Raw genomic sequence first — 24,198 nt, 5'->3', positions numbered from 1 at the left:
ATCGAGCCCGGCAACATCTTCCTGCCGAGGCCGGCTGGGTCCGGATCGTGATGCACCGATCGATCGACGGCAAGATCAAGAACGTCACCGTGTCGACAGTCGCCGGCAAATGGTTCGTGTCGGCGCAAACGGAGCTGGAGACGGTCATTCCGGCCAACCGCGGGTTCCGCGGTCGGGATCGACCTCGGAAGCGCCCAGCCCATCGTTCTCTCCGACGGGACGGTGTTCGGCATTCCCCGCGCGGCGCCGACCGAGCGCCGGCGGCTGGAGAACGCCCACCGGACGTCGCCGCAAGAAGGGATCGAAGAACCGGGAGAAGGCCAAACTCAGACTGGCCAGGTTGCAGGCCAAAGCCGCCCGTCGCAGGAGGGACGCGGCCCACAAGGCAACCACGACCATCGCCAAGAACCACGGCATGGTCGTCATCGAGGACCTGAAGGTCAAGCAGATGACGAAGACAGGTCGCGGCACGGCGGAGGCTCCGGGAACGCTCGTCATGAAGCGGGCCAACGAGAACCGGGCTCTGCTCGAGATCGCGCCACGGACGATCCGGACCATGCTGGAGTACAAGTGCCAGTGGTACGGCGCGAGGCTCATTGTCGTAGACCCCGCCCACACGTCGGAGACCTGCAGCGCCTGCGGCGTCGTCGACGCGGAGGCCCGCATCACGCGGGCCCGTTTCGTCGGCAACGCGCGCGGCGGCGACTTCGATGCCGACGAAAACGCGGCGAGGAACATCCTCGCTAAAGGCATCAGCTCAACCGGAGGACTTCCGGGGATGGCCTGGGGATCGAGCCAGACTACCGGCCGGAAGCAGGAAGATGACGCCCGCAAGGGCAGAAACTCGGCCCTTCAGGGCCGAGAGTAGTCACCAGATCTCCCGCTGTGCGCTCGCGAAACGAGACTTGAGGTCTCGCTCGGTCGGCAAGCCAGCCGTCTCCCCACTTCTTCAATGCAAGATAAGCTGGAAAGAAATCCCGCCCCTTTTCGGTCAGAACATATTCATTTCGCCTTGAATGTTCGGGCAGAGGGACTTGCCTCATAATGCCGGCGCTCACGAGCTTCTTCAGCCTGGCGCTTAGAATATTGGGAGCGATTCCGACGTACAGTTCGAACTCGTGGAAGCGTCTCACGTCGTAGTACGCCTCGCGCAGGATCAGGATAGACTAGCGATCGCCAACAAGCTCCATGACGCGCGCGACGGAGCACTCTTTGTTGGCCAGTCGGCTTTGCTTCGTAATGGACATAGTTTTCATCTCCAAACCCAGCCCATACCAGATCGACGGGATTCGTATTGTCCAGATCAGCTTGCCGTCCTTTCGGGTCGTTCTTCAAGGCAGCTTGTCACTTTCATTTTACAAGTCAATTGCCATGTTGCTATTCACTCATTGCTCCTCCAGACATGATCAGCGGAAACGTTGCGCTGTCTGATCAGCGAGCGTACAAGATCGTCTCATTACCCCTAATCGATACGCCGCTGGCGAGATGAGCAAGCGGCGCCGCAAGGAGTGAACCATGCAATCTCCCATTTTGGTCACTGGCGCGGCCGGAAACGTAGGTCATGTGGTCTGCAAACTATTGATCGAACGGGGCTGTAAGGTTCGGGCTCTTGTCCGCGCCGAAGACGGCAGATCGGCGAAGCTCGCGAGCGCGGGAGCCGAGGTCGTTGTTGGCGATCTCCTCGACCTCCATGCGATGCACCGAGCGATCGAAGGTTGCGAGCGCCTCTATTTCGGCACTGCCGTCTCGCCGTCCTATCTCGAGGCGACTGTCAACGTGGCGGCAGTCGCGAAGCATCACAAGGTTTCCGCGTTCGTCAATATCTCCCAGATGACCGTGTCACAGATGGGAATCAACTCGACGACCGACAGTCCGCAACAGAAGTTGCATTGGCTTGCCGAGCAGGCATTGGATTGGTCCGGGCTGCCTGTTGTGCACGTCCGCCCTACGGCATTTCTGGAGACGTTCTTCCTTCGGCTGTCCGTGAACTCCATCCGCGATCATCGGCAAATTCGGTTACCTTTCGGGGATGGGAAAACGTCGCCGATCGCGAGCGAAGATGTGGCGCGTGTAATAGCCACTATTCTTGAAGCACCGGCCACGCACATCGGAAAGATCTACGAACTGACCGGACCAAAGTCGCAGGACATGAATGGAGTGGCCGAAGAGTTTTCGAAAGCTCTTGGAAGTCCCATCACCTACGTGAATGTGCCTTGGGAGCCTTGGCGGAAGCATTTGCAGGATAATGCTAAGCTGCCTCCCCATGTTCTCGCACATCTGGCGACCATGGCTCTTCTCAAACAGCAGAATCGTTACGACCGGCTGACATCGGACGTCGAGAAGATCACTGGCAAACCGCCGCTGAGCATCCGCGACTTCGTTTCTAGGCATGCAAGCGCGTACACGACTGGCGGCTAGATGTGAGCTGGACCGCCTCCCTGCGGTCGGCGGTCCTCTCCAAAGGCGAGATCTCCCAGCATCAGCAGGAATGGAGCCGAGACATGAAGGCATATCTCTGCAAGTTCATACCGCCGCGCGCCGACTTTCTGTCCACTCTGACGTCCGAAGAAGCCAAATGGATAAAGGAACACGGAGCGTTCCTGGACAGTCTAACCAACGAACGCGTGGTGGTCGCGCACGGTCCTGTCATGGACCCGAAAGGTGGATATGGCGTCTCTATCTGGCAGATCGCCGACGATCAGGACATCGAGATGATTACCTCCCAGGATCCGATCGTGAAGAACGGCGCCGGCCATTACGAGCACTATACGATGCTGAAGTTGGCAACCCGAGCCTAGCACCCAACGCCGTTTGTGCGGCGCCGGCTGCAGCTCCCCCAATTCTGTGGCCGTACGCCGCCCACGCAAGCGTCTCGCCCCTTTCTTGCTGCGCCCAATGAACGAACAGACGCAGAAAAGGGCAGAACACTTTAGGCGTCCCGCCCCTTCTTATTGGCTCTTAGCCGGCCGTTCGGGAAGCCCTAAGCTATTGCTCGTGCAGGCGCAGCACCTTTATGCGTCCCGTCCAAGAATCCCGTCAGCCGCTGCCGGATGATGCGCTCGGCATCTTCCATGATGCGATCAATCAGTTCCTTGACGGTCGGGATGTCATTGATGAGACCGACCACCATGCCGCAGCTCCAGGCGCCAGCGTCCATTTCTCCGTTGACCATGACCTTCGGGTAAACGCCGGCGACCTGATCGAGGATGTCGTCGATCTTCAGGCTTGCGCCTTTTGCGCGCTCGATCTCGACCAGCTCTTCTACGCCCTTGTTCTTGAGTACGCGTTCTGTATTTCGCAGAGCACGCATCACGAGCACCGTGTCAAGTTCCGTAGCTTTGAGCAATGCCTGCTTTACGTTCTCGTGGACCGGCGCCTCCTTTGTGGCCACGAACCGAGTGCCCATATTCATTCCTGCAGCGCCCATAGATAGAGCCGCGACAAGACTTCTCGCGTCTGCCATCCCGCCGGAAGCGACGAACGGAATCTTGAGCTCGTCTGCCGCGCGCGGGAGTAGGATCATGTTTGGAATGTCATCCTCTCCCGGATGACCGCCGCATTCGAAACCATCGACACTCACAGCGTCACAACCGATTTTCTCGGCTTTCAGGGAGTGACGGACCGACGTGCATTTATGGATCACCTTGATGCCGGCCGTCTTTAGCGCCGGCATGTACTGTTCGGGGCTTCGCCCTGCAGTCTCTACCGCCTTGATGCCCCCTTCCTTGATGGCGGCGATATACTCCGGATAAGGTGGGTCACTTAGGGTCGGCAGAAAGGTGAGGTTTACGCCGAACGGCTTGTCCGTCATGTCGCGACAACGCGCGATCTCCTTGGCCAGCAGCTCGGGCGTCTTCTGGGTCAGACCGGTAATGAGGCCAAGTCCGCCGGCGTTCGACACTGCTGCGGCGAGTTCGGCGAACCCGACATAGTGCATCCCGCCCTGAATAATCGGATGTTCGATACCGAACAGTTCAGTGATCGCTGTCTTCACGATGATCTCCCGCAGATCCGTTCAATGGATGATTTCGAAAAGGCCGGCCGCGCCCATGCCGCCACCGATGCACATGGTAACGACGCCGTACTTTGCCTTTCGTCGCCGTCCCTCGATCAGAAGGTGGCCCGTGAGGCGCGAACCGGTCATCCCATAGGGGTGGCCGATCGCGATCGAGCCCCCGTTTACGTTGAGCTTGTTCGGGTCGATGCCAAGCTTGTCGCGGCAATAGATCACCTGGACGGCATACGCCTCGTTGAGCTCCCAGAGATCGATGTCGTCGATCTTCAGATTGTGACGCTTCAGCAGGCGTGGGATCGCGACTACCGGGCCGATGCCCATCTCATCCGGTTCGACGCCCGCGGCAACGAAGCCCCGGAAGATGCCGAGCGGCTTGAGCCCCTTCCTGGAGGCGACCTTATCGCTCATGATCACGCAGGCCGAAGCCCCGTCAGAAAGCTGGCTCGCATTGCCTGCGCTGATGGTTTTGCCTTCGAACACAGGCTTGATCTTGGCGAGGCCCTCGGCTGTCGTGTCAGGCCGCGGCCCCTCGTCCTTCGTCAGCGTCACCTGCTCGTAGGTGACCTGCTTCGTTTCCTTGTTCACGAGCGCCATCTTGGTCGTGAACGGGACGATTTCGTCATCGAAGCGGCCACTCTGCAAAGCGGCGCCGACACGCCGTTGGCTCTCGAGGCTATATTCATCCTGCTTATCGCGCCCAATCTTGTAGCGCTCCGCCACGGTCTCGGCGGTCTCGAGCATGGACATGTACATCGCCGGCTTCGCCGCCATCAACTCTTCGTCGACGATGTGAAACTTGTTCATATGCTCGTTCTGCACCAGACTGATCGACTCGATGCCACCGCCAATTGCGATGTCTACCCCGTCGAGCATGACGGAGCGGGCGGCAACAGCGATCGCCTGAAGACCCGACGCGCATTGCCGATCGATCGTCGTTCCAGCCACCGACACCGGCATCCCCGCGCGGATCGCGCCCTTGCGGGCCACGTTCATGACCATGGTGCCCTGCTGCATAGCGCAGCCCATGACCACGTCCTCGACCTCCCCGGGCGAGATGCCGGCGCGCTTGACCGCCTCAGCCATCACATGCCCCGCGAGCGTCGGCCCTTCCGTATTGTTGAGCGATCCTCGGTAGGCCTTGCCGACCGCGGTACGGGCGGTGGAAACGATTACTGCATCTGTCGTCATAATTGCCTCTTTTCTTACGCGACCGCGTCCAGACGTGCATAGCGAAGCACGTGGAACGCGGGATCGCCGAACTGGATGTTGATGGAAGAGATCCGTTTGAAATAGTGGCCCACATTCAGCTCGTCGGTCATGCCCATGCCGCCATGCAGCTGCACCGCCTGGTCGGCGACGAACTTCGCCGCATAGCCGATCTTCGTCTTGGCGCCGGAGGCGAGCCGCGAAAGCCCGGTTTCACCTTCGCTGATGCTGAGATTGAGGTGCTGCATCAGAGAGAGTGCCTCTTGATGGGCGATGAACATGTCGACCATCCGATGCTGCAGAACCTGGAATGACCCGATCGTGACGCCGAACTGCTTGCGGGTCTTCGAATACTCGAGCGTCGCGGAGTTGAGCTCGCCCATCGCACCGACGGCTTCCGCGCAAAGTGCGCCGATGGCGCGGTCGCGGCAGGCCTCCAGCGCGGTAACGCCCTCGCCTTCATTGCCGAGCAACTGCCCGCGGACGTTGCGCAGGCCGATCTCAGCCGCGCGACGTGCATCGATTGTCTTGAAGCTCTTCAGATCGACGCCGGCCGCGCGCCGATCAACGACGAAGAGACTGACGCCGCCGTGATCCCGGCGGTTGCCCATGGTGCGCGCGGAGACGATGAAGTAATCCGCCCAGGGTGCCGCGATCACTGCGCTCTTTTCGCCGTTCAGGACATAGTCCTCGCCCTCACGCCGCGCCGCGGTGGCGACGTTTGCCAGGTCGAACCGGCCGCCCTTCTCCGTCCAGGCCAGCGTCCAGATCTTCTTGCCGTCGATGATGTCGTGAATGAAGTCTCGCTTCTGCTCGACCGTGCCGACCTGTTCGATCAGACCACCTGCTAAAACGACCGTCTCGACGAACGGCTCGACGACGAGATGCCGGCCGAATTCATGCGCGATGATCATGGTCGACAGCGGACCGCCCCCGAGGCCGCCGGCGTCCTCCGTGAACGGCGCAGCCAACAGGCCGAGGTCCGCGAACGCACCCCATTGCTCACGACTGAAGCCCTGTTCGTTGGCGACGATCTTGCGGCGTGCCTCGAAATCATATTGGTCGCGTAGCAGGCGTTGGATGCTGGACCGCAGCAGCTCCTGCTCTTCCGTGAATTGGATGTCCATCCGACCCTCTCGATAGGCTTCGATTAGAGACCAAGAACCGCTTTTGCGATGATGTTGCGCTGGATCTCGTTCGACCCGCCGTAGATGCTCAGCTTGCGCGAATTGAGGTACTTTTCCGCCGCGGTGTGCCCGTATTCGGGGCCGGGCATGAAGTGATTGGCGCTGAAGGGTTGCTCCCGAAGCGCGAGCCCGTAGTTGCCGATCGCCCGATGGGTCAATTCGGTGATCTTCTGAAATATCTCGGTGCCGCGGATCTTGAACAACGATGCCGCCGGTCCCGGATCGATGCCGCGCGCCATCTGCGCCACTACGCGCAACTCGGTCGCCTCAAGCGCCAACACGTCGAGCTCCACGTGGGCAATTTCGCGTTCGAAGTCGAGATGCGCCGGATCGTCGGTCGGAATCTCGGCCTTTACGATCTGCTTCAGCTTATTGATGTAGCGCGTCGACCGTCCGATACCGGCCATGCTGGTCCGCTCGTTGCCGAGCAGGAACTTGGCGTAGGTCCATCCCTTGTTCTCCTCGCCGATCAGGTTCTCGACGGGGACACGGACGTTCTCCAGAAAGACGTCATTGACTTCGTGGCTTCCGTCGATGGTGATGATCGGGCGCACCGTAACGCCAGGCGATTTCATATCGATCAAGAGAAAGGAGATGCCGGACTGAGGTTTGGCATTCGGATCGGTGCGCACCAGGCAGAAGATCCAATCCGCATGCTGCGCTAGTGTCGTCCACGTCTTGTGTCCGTTGACGATATAGTGATCGCCGTCGCGCACCGCCTTGGTGCGGACAGTGGCCAGGTCCGAGCCGGAGCCCGGCTCGGAATAGCCCTGGCACCACCAGTCCTCGCCTGACAGAATGCGCGGAAGATACTTCTTTTTCTGCGCCTCGTTGCCGAACGTATAGATGACGGGACCAACCATGGTGACGCTGAATGCCAACGGCGGCAGAGTACCGGCGCGGCTCGTCTCCTGCTCGAAGATGAACCGGCGGGTAATCGACCAACCCGGACCGCCGTACTCCTTTGGCCAGAGAGGTGCGATCCACCCCTTCTTGTACAGAATGCGATGCCAGAGCAGGGACTGCTCCTTGGTCAGATCGGTCTCCGGATTCGGGACACGCATTTCCGCCGGATAGTTTTCCGCGATGAATGCGCGCACTTCGTCACGAAATGCAGCATCCTCAGGAGAAAGCGCCAGCTCCATCCTACTTGCTCCTCACCACTTCTCGCCGAAGGGGCGAATCTCGAGCTCGAAAGTCCACGCGCTCTTCGGCTGCTGGTAGAGCTGCCAATAGGACGCCGCGACGGAAGACGGAGGCATCAAGGCGTCCGGATCGTCCAGCGCATTGGGGCCCAGAGCCTCGAGGCGCCGCTGCCGCACCCATTCGGTATCCACCCCGGAGTCGATGATGAGATGCGCCACGTGGATATTCTTCGGGCCGAGCTCGCGCGCCATCGCTTGCGCAACCGCGCGAAGGCCGAACTTGGCGCTTGCGAACGCGGCATAGCCGCTGCCGCCCCGAAGCGAAGCTGTCGCCCCGGTAAAGAAGATGTTGCCGCCCCCGCGCGGGAGCATCAACCGGGCGGCTTCGCGGCCAGCCAGAAAACCGGAATAGCAGGCCATTTCCCAGACCTTCCGGAAGACGCGCTCCGTGGTCTCCAGAATGGGGAAATTGACGTTCGCGCCGATGTTGAAGATGCAGATTTCGAGCGGCGCGTGCTTGTCGGCGTCGTTGAGGAAGGAGATGATCTCGTCTTCTTTGCGGGCGTCGAGCGAACGGGCGTGCACCTCTCCCCCGGCCGCCTCGATCTCCTTCACGAGCGGAGCCAGCTTTTCACCGTTGCGACGGCCCGCGAAGACCGTGAATCCTTCCGAGGCGAACTTTTTAGCGATCTCGCCGCCGATGTAATCGCCGGCGCCGATGACTGCCACCGTTGCGTTTCTTTTCTGCACGGGCTTGCTCCCTGTGAGGTTATTACGTCGCTTGCGAATTATGCTGCCGCGATCCGATGGACCACCGTCGCGGCCTCGGCATCATGGAAGCACATAACGTTCTTTTTTAGAACTCGTCAAATGATATTTGATGTGACCATAACGGCGCGAGCGGCGAGTCCGAGCGCTCCAATCGAGTCGAGTTGGACAGCCAAGCGAGTCGAATCCACGACGTGGATGGCACGACCGACCGCAACCACGCCTGCATCCGAAGGGCATCAACGCTGTCCCTCTGTCATTCACTGAAAGTGAGCTTCTAGAGGTCGCTCGGCCAGAGCAAGCGTCGCCGGCTGACTTGAGCAATTATGCTTGCCGGACGCAAACGGCGAGCTCCATCGAGATCGAGTACACGACCCCAACGACCTCGTGCGCCGAAAGATTGACGAGCGGCGAACCACATTTGGTGTCGCCGCCCTACGGGTACAGATATCATTTGGCCTTTGAAGCGGCCCCGCCGGTCTGCTCGACGATGGATTCCTCCACGTCGCGGAGCTGATCTTTGCCGAAGAACATCTCCTTGCCGACGAAGAATGTCGGCGAGCCGAACGCACCGCGGCTCACGGCATCATTCGTCAGGTCAATGAGCCGCTTCTTGACGTCGTCGTCCTGCGCACGCTTTGCAAGGCGATCGATGTCGATGCCCGAGGAAGCGAACGCGCTCCGGAAAACGTCCGGATCGTCCATCTTCTTGGGCTCTTCCCACATGTGGTGATAGGCGGCCCTGAAATAGGGCTCGAACATCCCTTCAGATTGAGCCGCGACTGCGCAGCGCATCAGCATGAGGGTGTTCACAGGGAAGAAGGGGTTGAGGCGGAATTTCGTCACGCCATGACGACGGATGAAGCGCTGCGTTTCAAGCGCCTGGTACTCGGGCTTGTTCTTGATCCCTCGAAGGGAATCGAAGGGCGACATGTTGCCGGTAGCCTTGTAGATGCCGCCCAGAAGAATTGGAACGTACTCGAACTTGACGCCGGTGCGCTGCTCGATGCCGGGGATCGCGACCTCGGCCAAGTAGGCGTTCGGGCTACCGAAATCGAACAGGAATTCTACTTTCGGGGTCATAGTTTGCGATCTCCGGAACAACTCGAGGATAGGGTGACAGTCGGTATGACGTCCGTTTTATAGTTCTATTTTTGAACTGTCAAACTCACCTGCCCTGTTTTGGCGGATTTTCCGGAGGCTGGTATTGTTTAGGGCTCAGTACCTATCTAGAATGGTATGACTTATCATCTCTCGGCGGATTCGTGGGAGAGTGGTTGGGCCTAGTTGGAGACGCGAATGAAGTGGAAAGAACTTGAAGAAGAGCCATGTTCGATGGCCCGGACCATCGGGGTGATCGGCGACCGATGGACATTGCTTATCCTGCGCGAATGTTTCCTGCGCACTCGCCGCTTCGAGGGCTTCCAGTCTGCGCTCGGGATCACACGTCACCTACTTGCCGAGCGACTGAAGAAGCTCGTCCGGCAAGGCATCCTCCGCCGCGTGCCGTATCAAGAATCGCCGAAGCGGCACGAATACATCCTGACGCAGAAGGGCCTCGATCTTTATCCGATCATGATGGCGATCGTCCATTGGGGTGATACCCACATGGTGGACGAGCGCGGACGCCCCCTCCTGCATCAGCATCGGAACTGCGGCAAGAACTTCGATCCTGTCATGGTGTGCTCCGAGTGCGGCGAGCCGGTCTTGGCCAAAGAGGTTCATACGCATCCTGGACCGGGCAGCAGGCGTCCACTCACGAAAAAGGAGACGCCGGAGCCGGCACCGAAAGCCCGGGCGCGGCGGAAGGCGGCCTGATCGCCTAGGCTGTGGCACGCTACGCTGTCACTTGCGGCTCGAGGTAACCGCGCCTCCTCGCAGCGATCGGCCTCTCAAAGGACGCGAGCAGGGCTTCTCAAACCCTGATCACGCCCGATGCCGGCGTGGAGCTGTAGAGAGATTCCACCTGGTCCGATCGGCACCGTAAGACGGCGCGCTGGTTGACATAGGCCTTGTCGGTGATTTCTCCGGCGGCGATCGATGGCGGCTCCTTGAGCAGCACGAATGAATGCACGCTCTCGCTACTCCCGACGGTCCGATTATATTCTTGGAAGCGATCCTTAAGGAACTGCACGACGACCGGATCGCTGTTCAGGTCGGAGGCCGGCTGCGACGAAAGCCGAGCCGCTTCCGTTGGGTTCAGCCAGCAGAGCAGACTGCACCATTCTCGGTTCTCACCTGCGATGACCACGTCCGACAACACGCCGCGAGCGGCCGCCAAGACCGCGGCCCGCATATTCCCGATCGATACCCAGGTCCCGTTGGCGAGCTTGAAATTCTCGGAAATTCGGCCCGTAAACCGGAGTCCTGCTTCCGGTTTCTCGGGATCCATGAACGAGACCGTATCTCCGATGCGATAGAAGCCTTCTTCGTCGAAGGCGCTTTCCGTCAAATCCGGTCTTCCGAGATAACCCGGGGTGACGTTGGGACCTTTGACTCTCACCTCGTAGGTATCGGAGACGGGAAGCAGCTTGAGCTGCAAACCCGGCGCCGGGAGGCCAATTTCCCCCGGGCGATCCGTAGCCCAGTGGGTCGTACTGATCGTTGGAGCGGTTTCCGTAGTACCGTAGCCCGACATGACCGGAATTTGCCGGCCGGTGATCGATGACGTCAAACGGTACAGACGCTCGAGCGTGTTCTGAGAGATGGCAGCGCCGGCATAGCTCATCCTGTCCACCCTCTTCAGTATGTCCGCGCCCAGCTCAGCATCCTTCTCGATCGCGTCGCAAAGGAAAGTGTAGCCGGCAGGAACGTTGAACATGGCGGTCGGCGAGACCTCCCTCAGATTGCGCAGCGTTTTGTGGAAGAGCTGCGGTAACGGCCGGCCATCGTCTATGTAGAGAGTTCCCCCGTTCTTGAGGATGCCATGCAAAATCACGTTGCTTCCCATGGTATGATGCCATGGCATCCACTCGACCTGAACAGGCGCCTCGGATGGAGTCACCAGCAAGCTGCCCATTTGTAGAGAGCTCGCCATCATTCGGTGAGTATTCAGAACGCCCTTGGGAAGGCCCGTCGAGCCGGACGTGAAGAGTACTTTCGCAACGCCATCGCACGACACAGAACGGGACGCCTGTTCGAAGCCTTCGTAACCGCTCCTCTTCGTAGTGAGGTCCGAATAGCGCACCGTTTCGGGAGCGCCGTCGACGCTGATCCAGGTGGCCGCCTTCAGTTCCGGAATAGAGCGGGCTGCGGAGAATTCCCGTCCGCTCTGCACGAACACGAACTTAGGATGCAGGACCTCCGCGATATCCTTCAGCCGCGCCAGGCCGCCGGGCATCAGAGTGTAGTTCGGCGAGATCGGCGCAAAGACTAGGCCAATAGACATTGCGGCAAATGAAACCACCGCATTTTCTATGGAATTCCCGGAAAGAATAGCGAGGCTGTCCGAAGGCTTCGCATTCATTTCGATCAGGCTTTGGCCAACCGCCTGAACCAACGCCCAAGCTTGGCTGTATGTGATCTGGTCCCAGCCTCCGTCCGAATTGCGCTGCGCCAGGAAGATGCGGTTTGGAGCAGCTTTCGCCCACTTCGGCATAAAGTCAGTGATACGCCAATCGCAACTCCCGAGCTCGATTGGCGAACTCAAGATAAGCGAACCGTCGCTCCGCCGCTGCAGAGAAACCTCCTTGGGGGCGAATACTGGTCCGTTCATTGACATCGAAGGTGATCCCATGACTTGCCGCGGCGATCTCGGTGGCTCGCGTGTGAACTAGCTTCTGGTTGCCGGCCTCGCGACAGGCGCGCGCCCGAGCTGAGGAGCGCGGCAGCGCATTCCATCATGCGCCGCCCAGTCAATTTTCCCGCAGAACGCTTATTCGGACTTGGCGTCGAGCACATCTCCGAATAACTGCCAATTTTTGCCGGTCCAGCGCTGCAGCCGCATTTGAGACCACATCATATTCATCTCCTCGCTGGTATTGACCTCGACTCCCGGCAGCGCGATGGGCAGGACAACGTGTTTGAGATTTTTTGCTTGCGCGAGGATATTCTTGCGGGAAAGATCGTTGCCACATTGTTTCAGGATCCGCTCAAGCAGAATTCCCTGCTGATACCCTACCGCGTAGCTCCCATTCTGGATGTCCGCCCCGGCCAGATACTTCTCGACAAACGTCCTATATTCCTGCAGACCAGGGTCGTCCTTCCAGGTCTCATCTGCAATGTCCTTGGTGATCGTGCCGGCGATCACGCCAACCGATTTGTCGAGTCCGGCGGGCGTCAGCGTTCCGCCAACCGAATTCGATGGGAAGTTGATGATCACGGTCGCCTTCCAACCGATGACGGACGCCTGGCGGATCGCCTGCGCCGCAAACTTTGGGGTCCCGGCCACGACCAGCGCCTCGGCGCCCGAACTCTTCAGGTTTGTGATTTGCGAGTCTATGGTCGGCTCGGTGACTTCGTAGGCCGCAGTCACGACCTTCCGATCGAAATCGCTCCCAACATACGACCTGAAGGCATTGACGTAGTCTTTGCCGAGGTCGTCGTTCTGATAAAGGATTGCGTATTTCGCGTTGGGAAGCGTCTTCAACAGATACTTGGCGTAGATCTTCCCTTCGGTATCGTAGCTGACGAGACCGGTCGTGGTTAGCGGATAGTTCGCGACATCCGTGAACTTCGACGCGCCGCTGACGATTGCGATGCTGGGCACCCCCTTCGCCCTGAGATACTTTGCCGTAGCCGAGATGCCGGGCGTACCGAGCTGGCCGTACATGAAAGCCACTTCGTCGCTCTCGACCAGCCTGCGCACGTGCTCCACGGCCTTGGGCGGACTGTACGCGTCGTCGTACGCGATGTAGTTGATCTTGCGGCCGTTGACGCCTCCCCGATCGTTCAGCGATTGAATGTAGGCAATGAGGCCCTTGCCCACGAGCCCGATCGAAGATGCCGGTCCGCTGAAGGGGAAAACACCGCCGATCTTGATTTCGGTATCGGATACGCCGGGGTTTTCTGCCGCGTGTGCGGGACTGCCCAAAAGGACAGTTAGGGTAATCGCGATCCACTTTGCCAACATCGATATCCTCCCTGCGCGCGTTCTGACGCGCAACTACGCTTAGTTGACCTTCTTCGCTTGGCGCGCTCGCTTGGCAGTCCTCGGCAGAGCTCCGACGACCGCAGGTCTAACCATGACGATCTATGTCTAACTCTAGCGTTCTTTTTTGGAACTAGTCAAGCGCTCCGCTCACACGATCGACTGCGACATCATTGCAGGGAAAATCGGGAGGCTTGCGACGGACGCTCAGCGACGGCACATGTCCGGCGCGTCCACTGATTTCGTTTTGGAACTTATATCGGCCCTGGCGCACCGAGGCGCTCCGGCACGCAGTTCGAGGCACGGCGCATCATTTAGTACTGCTAATGAATAGCTCGATAAGCGCGATCACGGTTTCAGGTGCATCTTCTTGACTGAAGTGTCCTGCGTTCGGGAGCCTGATGATCGGCCTACCCGGCCAAACCGCGCTGAAATCCGCGATCTGTGTGTCGGGCAAGATGGCGCGATCCTTCATGCCAACCGCAAGCATCGCCGGTTTGGATTTGAGGTTCTGGATGAGCGGAAGGCCCTCCGCGAGATAGGGCTGGATCCTTCCCAGTAGCGCATCGAGGGGAAATTCGATCGCCCCGATGCACTCTTCCTTGGTCGTAAATGGAGAGCCGTAAGCCGCAAGCCAATCCGGATTCACCACCGAAAGGTTTTCCAGGCCCTGGGTTTTCATGACGCTCAGGATGTTGAGGTTCAGATGTCCCAATACTTCGCCGAGCGTGCCTCCTCTGTGATGATTGAGGACGAATTGGAACCATGGGGTCAGACCCGGCGGGGCATTGCCGTACCCGCTGACCGTGTTGAGGAGAAACAGCCGTCTGACTCGATCGGGGTGTCGCAGTGCGAACGCAGATCCGATGAGGCCGCCCCAATCCTGCACGACGAGCGTGATGTTCGTTAGATCGAGGGCTTCGACCAGCTTGGTGAAGTTCTCGACGTGGCTCCTGAGCGAATATTCGCGACCCGGAGGTGTTTCACTCTTGCCGAAACCCATATGGTCGGGGACGATCACTCTGTGGGAAGCGGCGAGCGGCGGGATGAAGCGACGATAGATGTAGCCCCAGGTGGGCTCACCATGCAGGCAGACGATGGGATCGCCACTGCCTTCGTCGATGTAGTGCATCCGAAAGCCATTGCCCTCGAAATAACGAGGCTGGAAGGGCCATGAGCCGTTGAAGGTTTCGCGAGCATCGATCATCCTTACATGCTTCCTTTCAGGGGCTCGGGCTTCTCCAGGCTCTGCCGGGCGGGCTACTTACCTTTGAACACGGCGGGGCGACGCTCTACGAAGGATCGAATCCCTTCCATCATGTCCTCGCTGTTGAGAACCCGATCCTTGATTTTGGGTATGTAGCCGATAGCATCCCGCTCGGCCGCTTCGATATACTTTAGCGCGGCTTGTTTGGTGACCTGTATCCCGAGCGGCGCATTCTTTGCGATGGTCTGCGCCAGCTCCATGGCTCTTTCGATCTGCCTACCAGGCTCGACAACTTCCTGCACTAGACCGATCGAGTGAGCTCGCTCGGCATTGAATTCGTCGCAAAGTAGGAGGTGATACATCGCATCCCCCCAACCTGCTCGCGTTAGGAATCGGAAGTGAGCGCCGCCGAGAGGCGCAATCCCCCGCCTTGCCTCCATCTGGCAGAAGCGGCTGTCCGAAGCTGCGACGACGATATCGCCGGCAAGCATCATTTCGATCCCGATCGTATAGACGATGCCCTGCACCGCCGTCACGATCGGCTTTCGACAACGCCCTTTGAGTGAAAACGCATCGATGTTGCTCGGCGAAATCTCTGCTTTTTGGGCGGCCGGGCCAAAGAACTTGGGCATGTCGAGACCCGATGTGAAATCGGCCCCTTCAGCGCAAACGACGCCGGCCCAATACTCGTTGTTGTTGTCCAAGAGCGTGATGGCGTTCGACATCTCCACCATCATCGAGGGCGTGAACGAATTCTTCTTCGCGGGATTGTCGATAATGATCTTGAATACTCGGCCATGAACCTCTGTCCGGATCCGGCCAGATGAGGCCTTGCCATCGCTCATTGCATCCTCCAGTCGCGGAAAGCGGCGGCCTCGTCGCCAGAAGAGCGTTCTCTTTTTGACGAGTTGACGATGGGGCGAAGGTACCGGCTACAACAATTATTGTGCCAAGCCTATTCAGGAGTGAATGCCGTCCCCCGAGGGGGGGCCTGCTGCGCCACTCTCGGGCGGTGAATTTCGCGCCGCCTGGGGGATCGGCCTGAATTCGCATCGCATTCGAGGTCGGTCCGCCCAGCGATTTGCGGGCGGTCCGGCCGATTTGGTGCTGCTATTGAAGTTCTTCAGGAATGGGATTGTGCGCCCGATCGATCACGTAGGCTCTAATCGCTTCGGTTTGACTATCGGAAAGCACAGTCGCAAAAGGCGCCATGCCCCTGGACTTCAGTGCGCCGTCTCTGACCACGGAATTGAACGCGTCGCGGCTTCCGACCAGTTCGGAATGACGCAGATCGGGGAGTACGCCGCCGCTGATCGCCCCGATACCGTGACAGGCTCCGCAGTAGAGGTGGTACAGCTCGTCGCCATTTGCGACCGTTTGTGCGTCTCCGATCTTCGAAGGCATGGAGGTGGGGGTAGCCGCCGTCCTTTCGACCCCGGCTGTCAGCGCATCTTTACCTCCAATCTTGAAGGCCAGCAGGCGCGGTTTGTTGGGCTTTGGGAAAGTACCGAGCGCAGCTTCGCCTCCAGTGAGGGCGATTGACCCACCGAACCCGACAAGAACCGCGACGTACTGTTCTCCATTCACCGCATACGAGATCGGCGGCGCGATCACGCCGGACAGTGTCTTGCGCGACCAAAGCTTGGTGCCGTCGACGGCGCTGTAGGCCACGAGCTCGCCCTGCTGCGTTCCTTGGAAGACGAGATCCGCGGCGGTCGAAAGAAGGCCACCGTTCCAAACTCCAGGATGACGGACAGCCCAGGCTGCCTTTTGACGGATCGGATCCCAGGCCAGTAGTTGACCAAAAACATTGCCTTTCATTTCGTCTCTGGTCCTTTTATCCGTCGGCAGGAGCGCTACTCCCATCCGCACTCCGGCGTTCCATCCCTGTTCGCGGTCGGCCGTCATGCTGATATCGGCCAAGAACGGAAATCCGAGCGTAAGCGCGGGGATGTAGACCAAACCAGTGCGCGGACTGAAGGACATCGGTTGCCAGTTGTGGGCTCCGCTCGGCCCAGGTAGAGCGATGAAGAGGCCGTTCGGATTGTTCGCGTAGCGAGCTTCGGGGTTCTCTATCGGTCTGCCTGTCTCTTTGTCGACGCCGGTTGCCCAATTCATCGGCGCGTACTTCTCCGCCGAAATCAATCTCCCGTTCGTTCGATCCAAGACGTAGAAGAAACCGTTCTTCGGTGCCTGCATCAGCACCTTGCGCTCCCGTCCCTCAATCTGCATGTCCGCAAGAATCATGTGCTGAGTAGCGGTATAATCCCAGGATTCGCCGGGGGTCGTTTGGTAGTGCCAGACGTACTCCCCGGTGTCCGGACGAAGTGCAACGATCGAGGATAGAAAAAGGTTGTCGCCCTTTCCTTCCGACCGGATCTTGTGATTCCAAGGGCTGCCGTTGCCTACGCCGATGTAGAGCAAGTCGAGCTCGGGATCGTAGGACATCGAATCCCAGACGGTCCCTCCCCCGCCGAACTTCCACCATTCGCCCGACCACGTCTTTGCGGCGGATGCGAGGATCGGACTTTCGAAGGGTTTCGAAGGATCGCCCGGGACCGTGTAGAAGCGCCACACTTGCTTGCCGGTCGCGGTGTCGTAGGCGGTGACGTAGCCGCGGACCCCCATTTCGGCGCCGCCGTTTCCGATGAGGACCTTCCCTTTGACGACACGCGGCGCACCTGTAATCGTGTAGGGATATTTCCGATCGATCGTCAGCGTCTCCCAGACCGGCGTTCCGGTCCTGGAATCGAGGGCGACCAGCCGGCCATCTAGAGTCCCGACGAAGACCTTCCCTTCCCAAACCGCAACTCCGCGATTGACGACGTCGCAGCACGCGTGCACGGCCCATTCACCGGGCACCTTAGGATCATATGACCACAGTTGCTTGCCGCTGGCCGCGTCCAACGCGAATACTTTGCTCCACGCCGTGCTAACGTACATGATGCCGTCGACGACGATCGGCGTGGCCTCTTGACCGCGCTCCGAATCCAGATCGGCATGCCAAGCGAGGCTCAGCTGCTCGATATTTTCCCGCTTGATCTGATCGAGAGGGCTGAACCGTTCCTCCTTGTATGTTCGCCCGTGTAGCATCCAATTGCCATTCTCGGCGGCAGCGTTGGAAAGCCGTTCGGCGGAGACGTTGGCGGCCAACGGCTCGGCGCCGACACCCGGCCGCGCCGCTAGGACTGCCAGGCAAGAGACGGCCAAGATCGCTCCAATTTTCTTCATCGCATTCTCCGAAGTAGCTGATTGACTGTGATTTTGGGTGCTCTCAGGCGGCAACTTGCGCGGAAACGCGGTGGCAACTGGGCGCTTGGCGCGGGCCGCACGTCCTTTGCTGCGGTGGATCACGACGGGCCGCCGCCGACTGTCACTTGTGGAATTTGGGTAGGGTCGGTGAGGGAGTTTCGGGCGCCCAGAGACGGAAGCTCAGGTTTGCGAATACGCTGAAGCCTTTGAAAACTGCTGCCGTATCGAACCCCGGGACCAGCGTTCCGCCCGATGCGCGAGCGGAGACCTCGTCGAAAGCCCAGACGTTGAGCGCCGCCGGACCGAAGTTGTAACCCACCAAGCCACCGACCGCCCAGATATTGTAGCGGTTCACGTTGATGGCACCGCCGTAGAACGCACTGGAAGTGTCGTTACCGATCTGACCCGCGTAGTAGGCGACCGGCCCGATCGTCCAATTGCCGATGGTCTTGGCGGCGGTGAACTCGGCAAAGAGCATGTCGCCGCTTCTATAGTTGGTAATGGTGTTCTTGGTGTTGATCTCACCATATAGATTTGCGGTGATATTCCAGCCGTCTTTCAGGTAGGACACGATGAATTCTGGCTGAAATGTCCACCAGGGGTGCCCTGCGTTTCCGAGTCCATTGGCTCCGGTCACCGTGCCCGTGGGCACGTACATTCCTAGACCCGCCTTCACGAAGAAGCCGCTATCTCCCAGCCTCCAGCTCAGCTCGCCAGGTACGACATAAGCGTTGTGAATGCCCGAGAATTGCGTGTTCACGGGATTTCCAACGCTTGCCATGACATACGGCTGCGCCAGCACAGCTGAATACGTCGCGCCGAGGAAGGTCCAACCTGGAACAAACAGGATTCCGTTTACGCCGACCGCGACCTGTTCGCCGGTCTTGGTGCCCGCAGGATTGAGCAGGGCATTCCCCGGTCCGGTCAGATTGGCTTGGTATGTGAAGACCTGATTGAAAGAGTAGATGCCGGCCGGAGGTAGTCCTGCGCTTCCTCCGATCGTAATGCCCGGCTTCTGCTCCCATCCTGGCGAACCAAATTCGAAGGCGTTCGCGCTGGAGATTGCCGACATAGTTGCGATGAGCGCAGCGATGCCCGCCATTGCTGACCTTGCAATCATCTTTCCCCCTACTATGTCCGCCAACGATTGTGTGTCGCTGCTGGCTTGTGCGCCGAAATGGCTCACCTGATCAGACTGGAGAAAGATCGCTGTGACAATGTGTCTACTAAAGTAATAGTGAGTATTTTATTGGAAGTGCCAAAACGGGTACACGGATATTACCAATGATCTCTCACATACTATTTGTGATCTACTTTTGACCATTGTTGATTGCCGTGGTCGCCTTCCGTTGCGCTTCGAACGCAATCCAAGCGCACACAGACGCCAGGCTTCGGCTCGCCGATGAACTCGACACCCGCACTCTCAAGGGCCCGCCTTATCTTCGCGATCGTTTCGAAATGCGCATTGATGGGTCCGCTCATGCGCTCGAGTCGGCGGATCGTTGCAATCCCCACGCCTGCTTTCAACGCGAGCTGAAATTGCTCCCACCCGATGAGAGAGCGTCCGGCCTTTATCTGACGTGCCCATACTAGCATTCGGCAGACTCCGTTGGTTGTGAGTTGCATTTGGCGGCCGCCCGAGGGTGCGTGCAGCATCTCACCGATGGGATTTGCGAGCGACGTACCGTAGGAAATCGTGAGCTTGGCTTCTCGTCAGCGAGGCGGATCATTAATGCCAATCCGACGTTCGGATATACCGTCGAGCCGCAGCGCGAGTTGTTTCATCTCCTTTGGGACCTTTAGGCACCCATCTCGCCGCGGCGGGGCGAAATGCCGTCGCCCGATCGGGTCCCCGGTCCGTTGAGTAGACTGACAACTCTCGCCGACACGAATGTCCCCATTTCACAAATCTGAGCTCCGATGAAGGGCGCAAGAGCGCGGGTCGGGGAGTGTTGCGAACCGCAACCACCGCAGGGGGCCAAAAGTCGGTGCATTTGCATTTCGAGGAACAAATAATATGATGGTCATCAGCCAACATCGAACAGCGAGGAGCTTCTCCATGACTGCAGTTACTGATCCAATCGTCATTGCGTCCGCTGCCCGCACCCCGCTCGGGCGCTTCATGGGCGAGTTGTCGCCGCTGGCCGCGCACAAGCTCGGATCGCACGTGATCGGGGCCGCGTTGGAACGCGCCAAGCTTTCGCCCGAGAAGGTCGACGAGGTCTTCATGGGCTGCGTGTTGCCGGCCGGCCAAGGCCAGGCACCGGCCCGCCAGGCCGCACGCGCGGCCGGCCTGCCCGATGCCACCGGCGCCACCACCGTCAACAAGGTCTGCGGCTCCGGCATGAAGGCGACCATGCTGGCGCACGACATCATCCGCGCCGGCTCGGCCGAGATCGTGGTCTCCGGCGGCATGGAGAGCATGAGCAACGCGCCCTATCTCCTCGCCAAGGCGCGCGGCGGCTATCGTGCCGGCCATGACCGCATCATCGACCACATGATGATGGACGGACTCGAGGACGCTTACGAGACCGGCCGCTCCATGGGCGATTTCGGCGAAGCCACCGCTGAAACTTACCAGTTCACCCGCAAGGACCAGGATGCCTACGCGATGGAGACGCTGAGCCGCGCACGCAAGGCGGTCGAGAGCGGTGCGTTCAAGGCAGAGATCGCGCCGATCACGCTGACCGAAAAGGCCGGCCCACGCGTCATCGCGAATGACGAGCATCCTCTGAAGGTCGATCCCGCAAAGATCCCAGGATTGAAGCCGGCGTTTCGCGCCAACGGCACCATCACTCCGGCTGCCTCCTCTGCCAATGCCGATGGCGCCGCGGCGCTGGTGCTGACGAAACTCTCCCTCGCGGACCGCAACGGTCTGCCTGCTATCGCAGAGATCAAGGGCCACGCCACCCACAGCCAGGAGCCGCAATGGTTCACGACCGCCCCGATCCCGGCGATCCGCAAGCTGCTGGACAAGGTCGGCTGGGCGGCCTCCGACGTCGATCTGTTCGAGATCAACGAGGCCTTTGCCGTCGTCGCGATGGCGGCGCAGCGCGACCTCGGCATCCCTCGCGAAAAACTCAACATCAATGGCGGCGCCTGCGCGCTGGGCCACCCGATCGGTGCCACCGGCGCGCGCCTGATCGTGACGCTGCTGCACGCGCTGGAGGCGAACAACCTCAAGCGCGGGGTTGCCGCGCTCTGCATCGGGGGCGGCGAAGCTACCGCCATTGCCATCGAACGCCGTTCGAATTGAAGGTCTAGATCCCAGCCGCGGGCCGAGAGCGTCGCGACATCGGACGCACGGCCGAAATCCGGACGCACGCCGCCCTGGGAGAGCAGGGCGGCGTGAGGCGCTTCTGGGCCCCTTTCGCCGCGCCGCTCGCGGACCTGGGTTCCATTTCATTTGGCCTTCCGCCAAGGCGTTCGTCCCGCCATTGAAAAAACTCCGAGTAACTCCTAAATCAATAGTCACTAGCTGCCTGCGTCGATCGGAGGCTGCGAGCACTCGCCTTCGTACGGTTTCGCTTCGCGATCCGAACGTTCGGCTTCTGAAAGGCGGCATGATGAGGATAGCTCCCAAGTCGGTTGTCGGCACCCTCGCGACGACGGGCCTTCTGTCGGTACTTGTATTCGGCATAGGTTTCGCGCACGCCCGCGATCCCGACGGGCGCTACGCCAACTCTCCTCTCCATGACTGGTTCGAGAGTTTGCATTCCGAGAAGGGCCCCTGTTGTTCAGATGCGGATGGACGCGTACTGAGGGACGTGGAATGGAAGACGAGCCCGGACGGCAAGCACTACAGCGTTCACATCGATGGGGAGTGGGTCGACGTCCCGGACGGCGCAGTGCTCACGCAGCCGAATCTTTTCGGAAAGACCATGGTATGGCCCTACTATCTCGACGGGCATCCAATCATTCGATGTTTCATTCCGGGCACGATGACGTAAGCAGTCGCAGGAGACGCCGGGAAAGCGCGGCCGGAATCCGCTGCTCCGCTCATCCTCCGACCGCGGGTTCCGCGAAATGACGGCTACTGGGTGGCCGTCATTTCCCATTTTTTGGGGCCATCGCGTAATCAAGCGAACTTGACGCTCTTATTCAGAGGCAATTCGCGCACTCGCTTGCCCGTCAGAGCAAAGATCGCGTTGGCGAGCGCCGGTGCCGCCGGTGGGACTGGAGGCTCACCGATCCCTCGCACCTCGGGTCCGAGTTCGAGGCCTTTGATGATGATCTTCGGCACCTGAGGGAATCTCATGGCCTCGTAAACGTGGAAGTTCGTCTGGTTGGGCGCAAAGTTGTCATACGTCAGCTCGCAGTTCATCGCATGCCCTAGGGCCCATATGATGCCGCCCTGAACTTGCGCTTCGAAATTGACAGGATCGAGAATGCGCCCCACGTCGCAGACCGCGAAGACTTTTTCGATCTTTATCCCTTGAGCGGTGTCGCTGATCTCTACGACCTGCGCCATCGGCACACCGAACGACAAGGTAAGCGCGACGCCGCGGGCTCGCCGATCGTCTAGGCGGACACCTTTCCAATCGGAAATGTCTCGCAATGTATGCAAAACGGCCTTCGAAGGCTCGTGATTGCACAGACGGATTAATTCGGACATCGGGTCCGCGCCGGCGGCGTATATCAGTTCGTCCAGGAAAGACGCACAATGGAAGCCGTTGCCGGAGGCCCCTACCGACCGCCACGGGCTGACCGGCACCATTTCTTTCGTCCGGTATCCTGTCACGCGGTAGTTCGGAATTGAGAAGGGCTGATCCCAAATACCGTTGACGCTTGTGGTGTCGGGACCGGGAGGAACGGGCGCCTGCAGACGACTGAACCAGGATGCTCCCATCGATTGGCCGGCGATATCGATGCTCATGCTCTCCACTTTGCCGTCGCGAACGCTTCCTTTGGCGCGGGAGAGCTGGATCGGGCGGGGGTAGTCGTGCGCCATGTTTTCTTCACGGCTCCACGTCATCTTAACTGGAACGCCCTCCATCGCCATCGCCAGCTCGACGGCCTGCTGTGCATACGTATCGTCGAGGCGCGCTCCGAAGCTACCGCCGATCGGCTGAGCATGCACATAGACCTTCTCTTCGGGCAGTTGCGTCAACTTCGCAGCATGGGCTCGTAAGAAGACCGGGATCTGAGTCCCCGTCCAGATGTCGATCCTTTGCTTCGTGTAGAGGACAACCGCGTTCATGGGCTCGAGCGGCGCGTGTGCCAGATACGGTGTCCGATACTCCGCTTCGATCGACTTGGAAGCGCCGGCAAGCGCCTTTTCGACATCTCCGTCGTTGCGAAGCCGACTGTCCTGCTGGTCTTTCGAGAACGAACCCTCGAGCACCTTCCACATGCCCGCCGAATCGGCCGGATAGGGCGGATCGTTCCATTCGATTTTGATAGCCTCTGCGGCGTGAAAGGCTCTCCAGGTGTTGTCGGCGATTACGCCGACACCGTCCTTGATAGGAACGATCATTTTGACGCCTCTCATTTTTTCTGCATTAGAGGCGTCATATCGTTTGATCGTCCCGCCAATGCCCGGATTTGTCCGCACGGTCGCGTAGACCATGCCATCCAGACGAACATCGATTCCATAACGCTGGGTACCGGTAGATTTCGCGACGATATCGATCCGCCGCATGCTCTTTCCGATGTAGCGCCATTCCTTCTCCGGTCGGAGCGCGACATCCGTGATCGGAGCAATCTGCGCCGCTTCGGCGGCTAGTTCCGCGTATGTAACCGACTTTCCGTCGGGCAGGATGACTTTGCCGTCGCTGGTCTTCAGTTGCGACCGGGGAACGCCCGACCGTCTGGCCGCCGCCTCCTTCAATGTCTCGCGCGCAACCGCACCCGCCACGCGCAGCTTATGATAGCCGTCGGGGACGGTAGACGACCCGCCGGTGATCTGCATGCCGAGTAGGCGACTCAGCACTTCCCCGCCGCCCCGCGCCCCCCGGGCCATGACACCTTCGTCGATGGTTGCGAATGGCAGGCTGTCGTCCATGATCCTGCTGTTGAAGTAGGCTGTATCTGGCGGACCGGGATCGATGCGGACCTTGTTCGGATCCACATCGAGTTCCTCCGCGATCAGATGAGCCTGAATCGAATATGCGCCTTGCCCCTTGTCGGCTCGGGGAGTGATCAGCGTAACGCCCTCAGAGTCTACTCGGACGTAGGGCGTGATCGCCGCTTGGCCCGACTTCAGATCTTTCAGAAGTGGGTTCTGAGGCTCCTTGCGCAAGCTGTAGTAGCCGAAGGCGACCCCGCCGACGATCGCAGCGGAGCCGACCAAAAATGTGCGCCTTGCAATTGTCTTGAGACGAGCCACG

21 protein-coding genes are annotated in these 24,198 nt (G+C 59.7%); 6 read left to right on the top strand and 15 right to left on the bottom strand.

Annotation, left to right across the window (positions count from 1 at the left end):
* Nucleotides 1-109 precede the first annotated feature (109 nt).
* Nucleotides 110-868 carry an RNA-guided endonuclease InsQ/TnpB family protein gene (locus BRAD3257_RS08400; protein WP_122401475.1) on the top strand — a complete coding sequence of 253 codons (759 nt, stop codon included), beginning with the start codon at nucleotides 110-112 and terminating at the stop codon, nucleotides 866-868.
* On the opposite strand, the gene BRAD3257_RS42165 is transcribed toward BRAD3257_RS08400, so the two are convergent.
* Nucleotides 801-1,154, bottom strand: a complete 354-nt coding sequence (locus BRAD3257_RS42165) for a winged helix-turn-helix transcriptional regulator (protein WP_430648828.1) — start codon at nucleotides 1,152-1,154, stop codon at nucleotides 801-803. The genes BRAD3257_RS08400 and BRAD3257_RS42165 overlap by 68 nt on opposite strands.
* A gap of 361 nt (nucleotides 1,155-1,515) precedes the next feature.
* Here BRAD3257_RS42165 and BRAD3257_RS08390 point away from each other — a divergent pair, with 361 nt between their 5' ends.
* A complete protein-coding gene (locus BRAD3257_RS08390; RefSeq protein WP_122401474.1) occupies nucleotides 1,516-2,418 on the top strand; it encodes an NmrA family NAD(P)-binding protein in 903 nt (300 codons plus the stop codon).
* An 83-nt stretch (nucleotides 2,419-2,501) separates the two neighbouring features.
* Nucleotides 2,502-2,798 (top strand): YciI family protein, encoded by a 297-nt coding sequence (locus BRAD3257_RS08385; RefSeq protein ID WP_122406433.1) that lies wholly within the window; start codon nucleotides 2,502-2,504, stop codon nucleotides 2,796-2,798.
* 182 nt (nucleotides 2,799-2,980) lie between these two features.
* On the opposite strand, the gene BRAD3257_RS08380 is transcribed toward BRAD3257_RS08385, so the two are convergent.
* The 6 genes from BRAD3257_RS08380 to BRAD3257_RS08355 all read right to left on the bottom strand — a co-directional run bounded on the left by BRAD3257_RS08380 (nucleotide 2,981) and on the right by BRAD3257_RS08355 (nucleotide 9,404).
* Entirely contained in the window at nucleotides 2,981-3,994 is a 1,014-nt protein-coding gene (locus tag BRAD3257_RS08380) for an NAD(P)H-dependent flavin oxidoreductase (RefSeq protein ID WP_122401473.1), read from the bottom strand.
* Between the two features lie 21 nt (nucleotides 3,995-4,015).
* Nucleotides 4,016-5,203 carry an acetyl-CoA C-acyltransferase gene (locus tag BRAD3257_RS08375; protein WP_122401472.1) on the bottom strand — a complete coding sequence of 396 codons (1,188 nt, stop codon included), beginning with the start codon at nucleotides 5,201-5,203 and terminating at the stop codon, nucleotides 4,016-4,018.
* Between the two features lie 14 nt (nucleotides 5,204-5,217).
* Nucleotides 5,218-6,348: an acyl-CoA dehydrogenase family protein gene (locus BRAD3257_RS08370; RefSeq protein WP_122401471.1), complete on the bottom strand. Its 1,131-nt coding sequence runs from the start codon at nucleotides 6,346-6,348 to the stop codon at nucleotides 5,218-5,220.
* A gap of 23 nt (nucleotides 6,349-6,371) precedes the next feature.
* Nucleotides 6,372-7,553 (bottom strand): acyl-CoA dehydrogenase family protein, encoded by a 1,182-nt coding sequence (locus BRAD3257_RS08365; RefSeq protein ID WP_122401470.1) that lies wholly within the window; start codon nucleotides 7,551-7,553, stop codon nucleotides 6,372-6,374.
* Nucleotides 7,554-7,565: 12 nt separating this feature from the next.
* Nucleotides 7,566-8,303 (bottom strand): SDR family oxidoreductase, encoded by a 738-nt coding sequence (locus BRAD3257_RS08360; RefSeq protein WP_122401469.1) that lies wholly within the window; start codon nucleotides 8,301-8,303, stop codon nucleotides 7,566-7,568.
* Nucleotides 8,304-8,771: 468 nt separating this feature from the next.
* On the bottom strand, nucleotides 8,772-9,404 hold the full coding sequence (locus BRAD3257_RS08355) for a 2-hydroxychromene-2-carboxylate isomerase (RefSeq protein WP_122401468.1): 633 nt from the start codon (nucleotides 9,402-9,404) through the stop codon (nucleotides 8,772-8,774).
* 216 nt (nucleotides 9,405-9,620) lie between these two features.
* Between BRAD3257_RS08355 and BRAD3257_RS08350 the strand changes: the two genes are divergently transcribed.
* Nucleotides 9,621-10,139 carry a winged helix-turn-helix transcriptional regulator gene (locus BRAD3257_RS08350; RefSeq protein WP_122401467.1) on the top strand — a complete coding sequence of 173 codons (519 nt, stop codon included), beginning with the start codon at nucleotides 9,621-9,623 and terminating at the stop codon, nucleotides 10,137-10,139.
* A gap of 97 nt (nucleotides 10,140-10,236) precedes the next feature.
* Here BRAD3257_RS08350 and BRAD3257_RS08345 read toward each other — a convergent pair whose 3' ends face one another.
* From BRAD3257_RS08345 to BRAD3257_RS08315, 7 genes are all read right to left on the bottom strand, one after another.
* Nucleotides 10,237-12,042 (bottom strand): AMP-binding protein, encoded by a 1,806-nt coding sequence (locus BRAD3257_RS08345; RefSeq protein WP_244607883.1) that lies wholly within the window; start codon nucleotides 12,040-12,042, stop codon nucleotides 10,237-10,239.
* Between the two features lie 153 nt (nucleotides 12,043-12,195).
* Entirely contained in the window at nucleotides 12,196-13,392 is a 1,197-nt protein-coding gene (locus BRAD3257_RS08340) for an ABC transporter substrate-binding protein (RefSeq protein WP_122401465.1), read from the bottom strand.
* A gap of 328 nt (nucleotides 13,393-13,720) precedes the next feature.
* Nucleotides 13,721-14,617, bottom strand: coding sequence for an alpha/beta fold hydrolase (locus tag BRAD3257_RS08335; RefSeq protein WP_122401464.1), 897 nt, complete (start codon nucleotides 14,615-14,617; stop codon nucleotides 13,721-13,723).
* A gap of 53 nt (nucleotides 14,618-14,670) precedes the next feature.
* Nucleotides 14,671-15,462, bottom strand: a complete 792-nt coding sequence (locus tag BRAD3257_RS08330; protein ID WP_122401463.1) for a crotonase/enoyl-CoA hydratase family protein — start codon at nucleotides 15,460-15,462, stop codon at nucleotides 14,671-14,673.
* A 265-nt stretch (nucleotides 15,463-15,727) separates the two neighbouring features.
* A complete protein-coding gene (locus BRAD3257_RS08325; protein ID WP_122401462.1) occupies nucleotides 15,728-17,848 on the bottom strand; it encodes a PQQ-dependent dehydrogenase, methanol/ethanol family in 2,121 nt (706 codons plus the stop codon).
* Nucleotides 17,849-17,990: 142 nt separating this feature from the next.
* Complete coding sequence (locus BRAD3257_RS08320) at nucleotides 17,991-18,971, bottom strand: SphA family protein (RefSeq protein ID WP_160118777.1); 981 nt, start codon at nucleotides 18,969-18,971, stop codon at nucleotides 17,991-17,993.
* Between the two features lie 197 nt (nucleotides 18,972-19,168).
* Nucleotides 19,169-19,495: a helix-turn-helix domain-containing protein gene (locus tag BRAD3257_RS08315; RefSeq protein WP_181956133.1), complete on the bottom strand. Its 327-nt coding sequence runs from the start codon at nucleotides 19,493-19,495 to the stop codon at nucleotides 19,169-19,171.
* Nucleotides 19,496-19,928: 433 nt separating this feature from the next.
* On the opposite strand from BRAD3257_RS08315, the gene BRAD3257_RS08310 reads away from it, so the two are divergent.
* Together BRAD3257_RS08310 and BRAD3257_RS08305 are read left to right on the top strand one after the other, a co-directional pair.
* Nucleotides 19,929-21,125, top strand: coding sequence for an acetyl-CoA C-acyltransferase (locus tag BRAD3257_RS08310; protein ID WP_122401460.1), 1,197 nt, complete (start codon nucleotides 19,929-19,931; stop codon nucleotides 21,123-21,125).
* 310 nt (nucleotides 21,126-21,435) lie between these two features.
* The gene (locus tag BRAD3257_RS08305; RefSeq protein WP_430648827.1) at nucleotides 21,436-21,819 is read left to right on the top strand and encodes a hypothetical protein; all 384 of its coding nucleotides are present in this window, start codon (nucleotides 21,436-21,438) and stop codon (nucleotides 21,817-21,819) included.
* Nucleotides 21,820-21,947: 128 nt separating this feature from the next.
* Here BRAD3257_RS08305 and BRAD3257_RS08300 read toward each other — a convergent pair whose 3' ends face one another.
* Nucleotides 21,948-24,197 (bottom strand): xanthine dehydrogenase family protein molybdopterin-binding subunit, encoded by a 2,250-nt coding sequence (locus BRAD3257_RS08300; protein ID WP_122401459.1) that lies wholly within the window; start codon nucleotides 24,195-24,197, stop codon nucleotides 21,948-21,950.
* Between the last annotated feature and the right edge of the window lies 1 nt (nucleotide 24,198).

The sequence above is a fragment of the Bradyrhizobium vignae genome (genome assembly GCF_900324035.1).
Lineage (GTDB): Bacteria > Pseudomonadota > Alphaproteobacteria > Rhizobiales > Xanthobacteraceae > Bradyrhizobium > Bradyrhizobium vignae.
The sequence above is the reverse complement of the archived record's forward strand: the minus strand, read 5'-3'. Positions and strand labels throughout refer to the sequence as shown.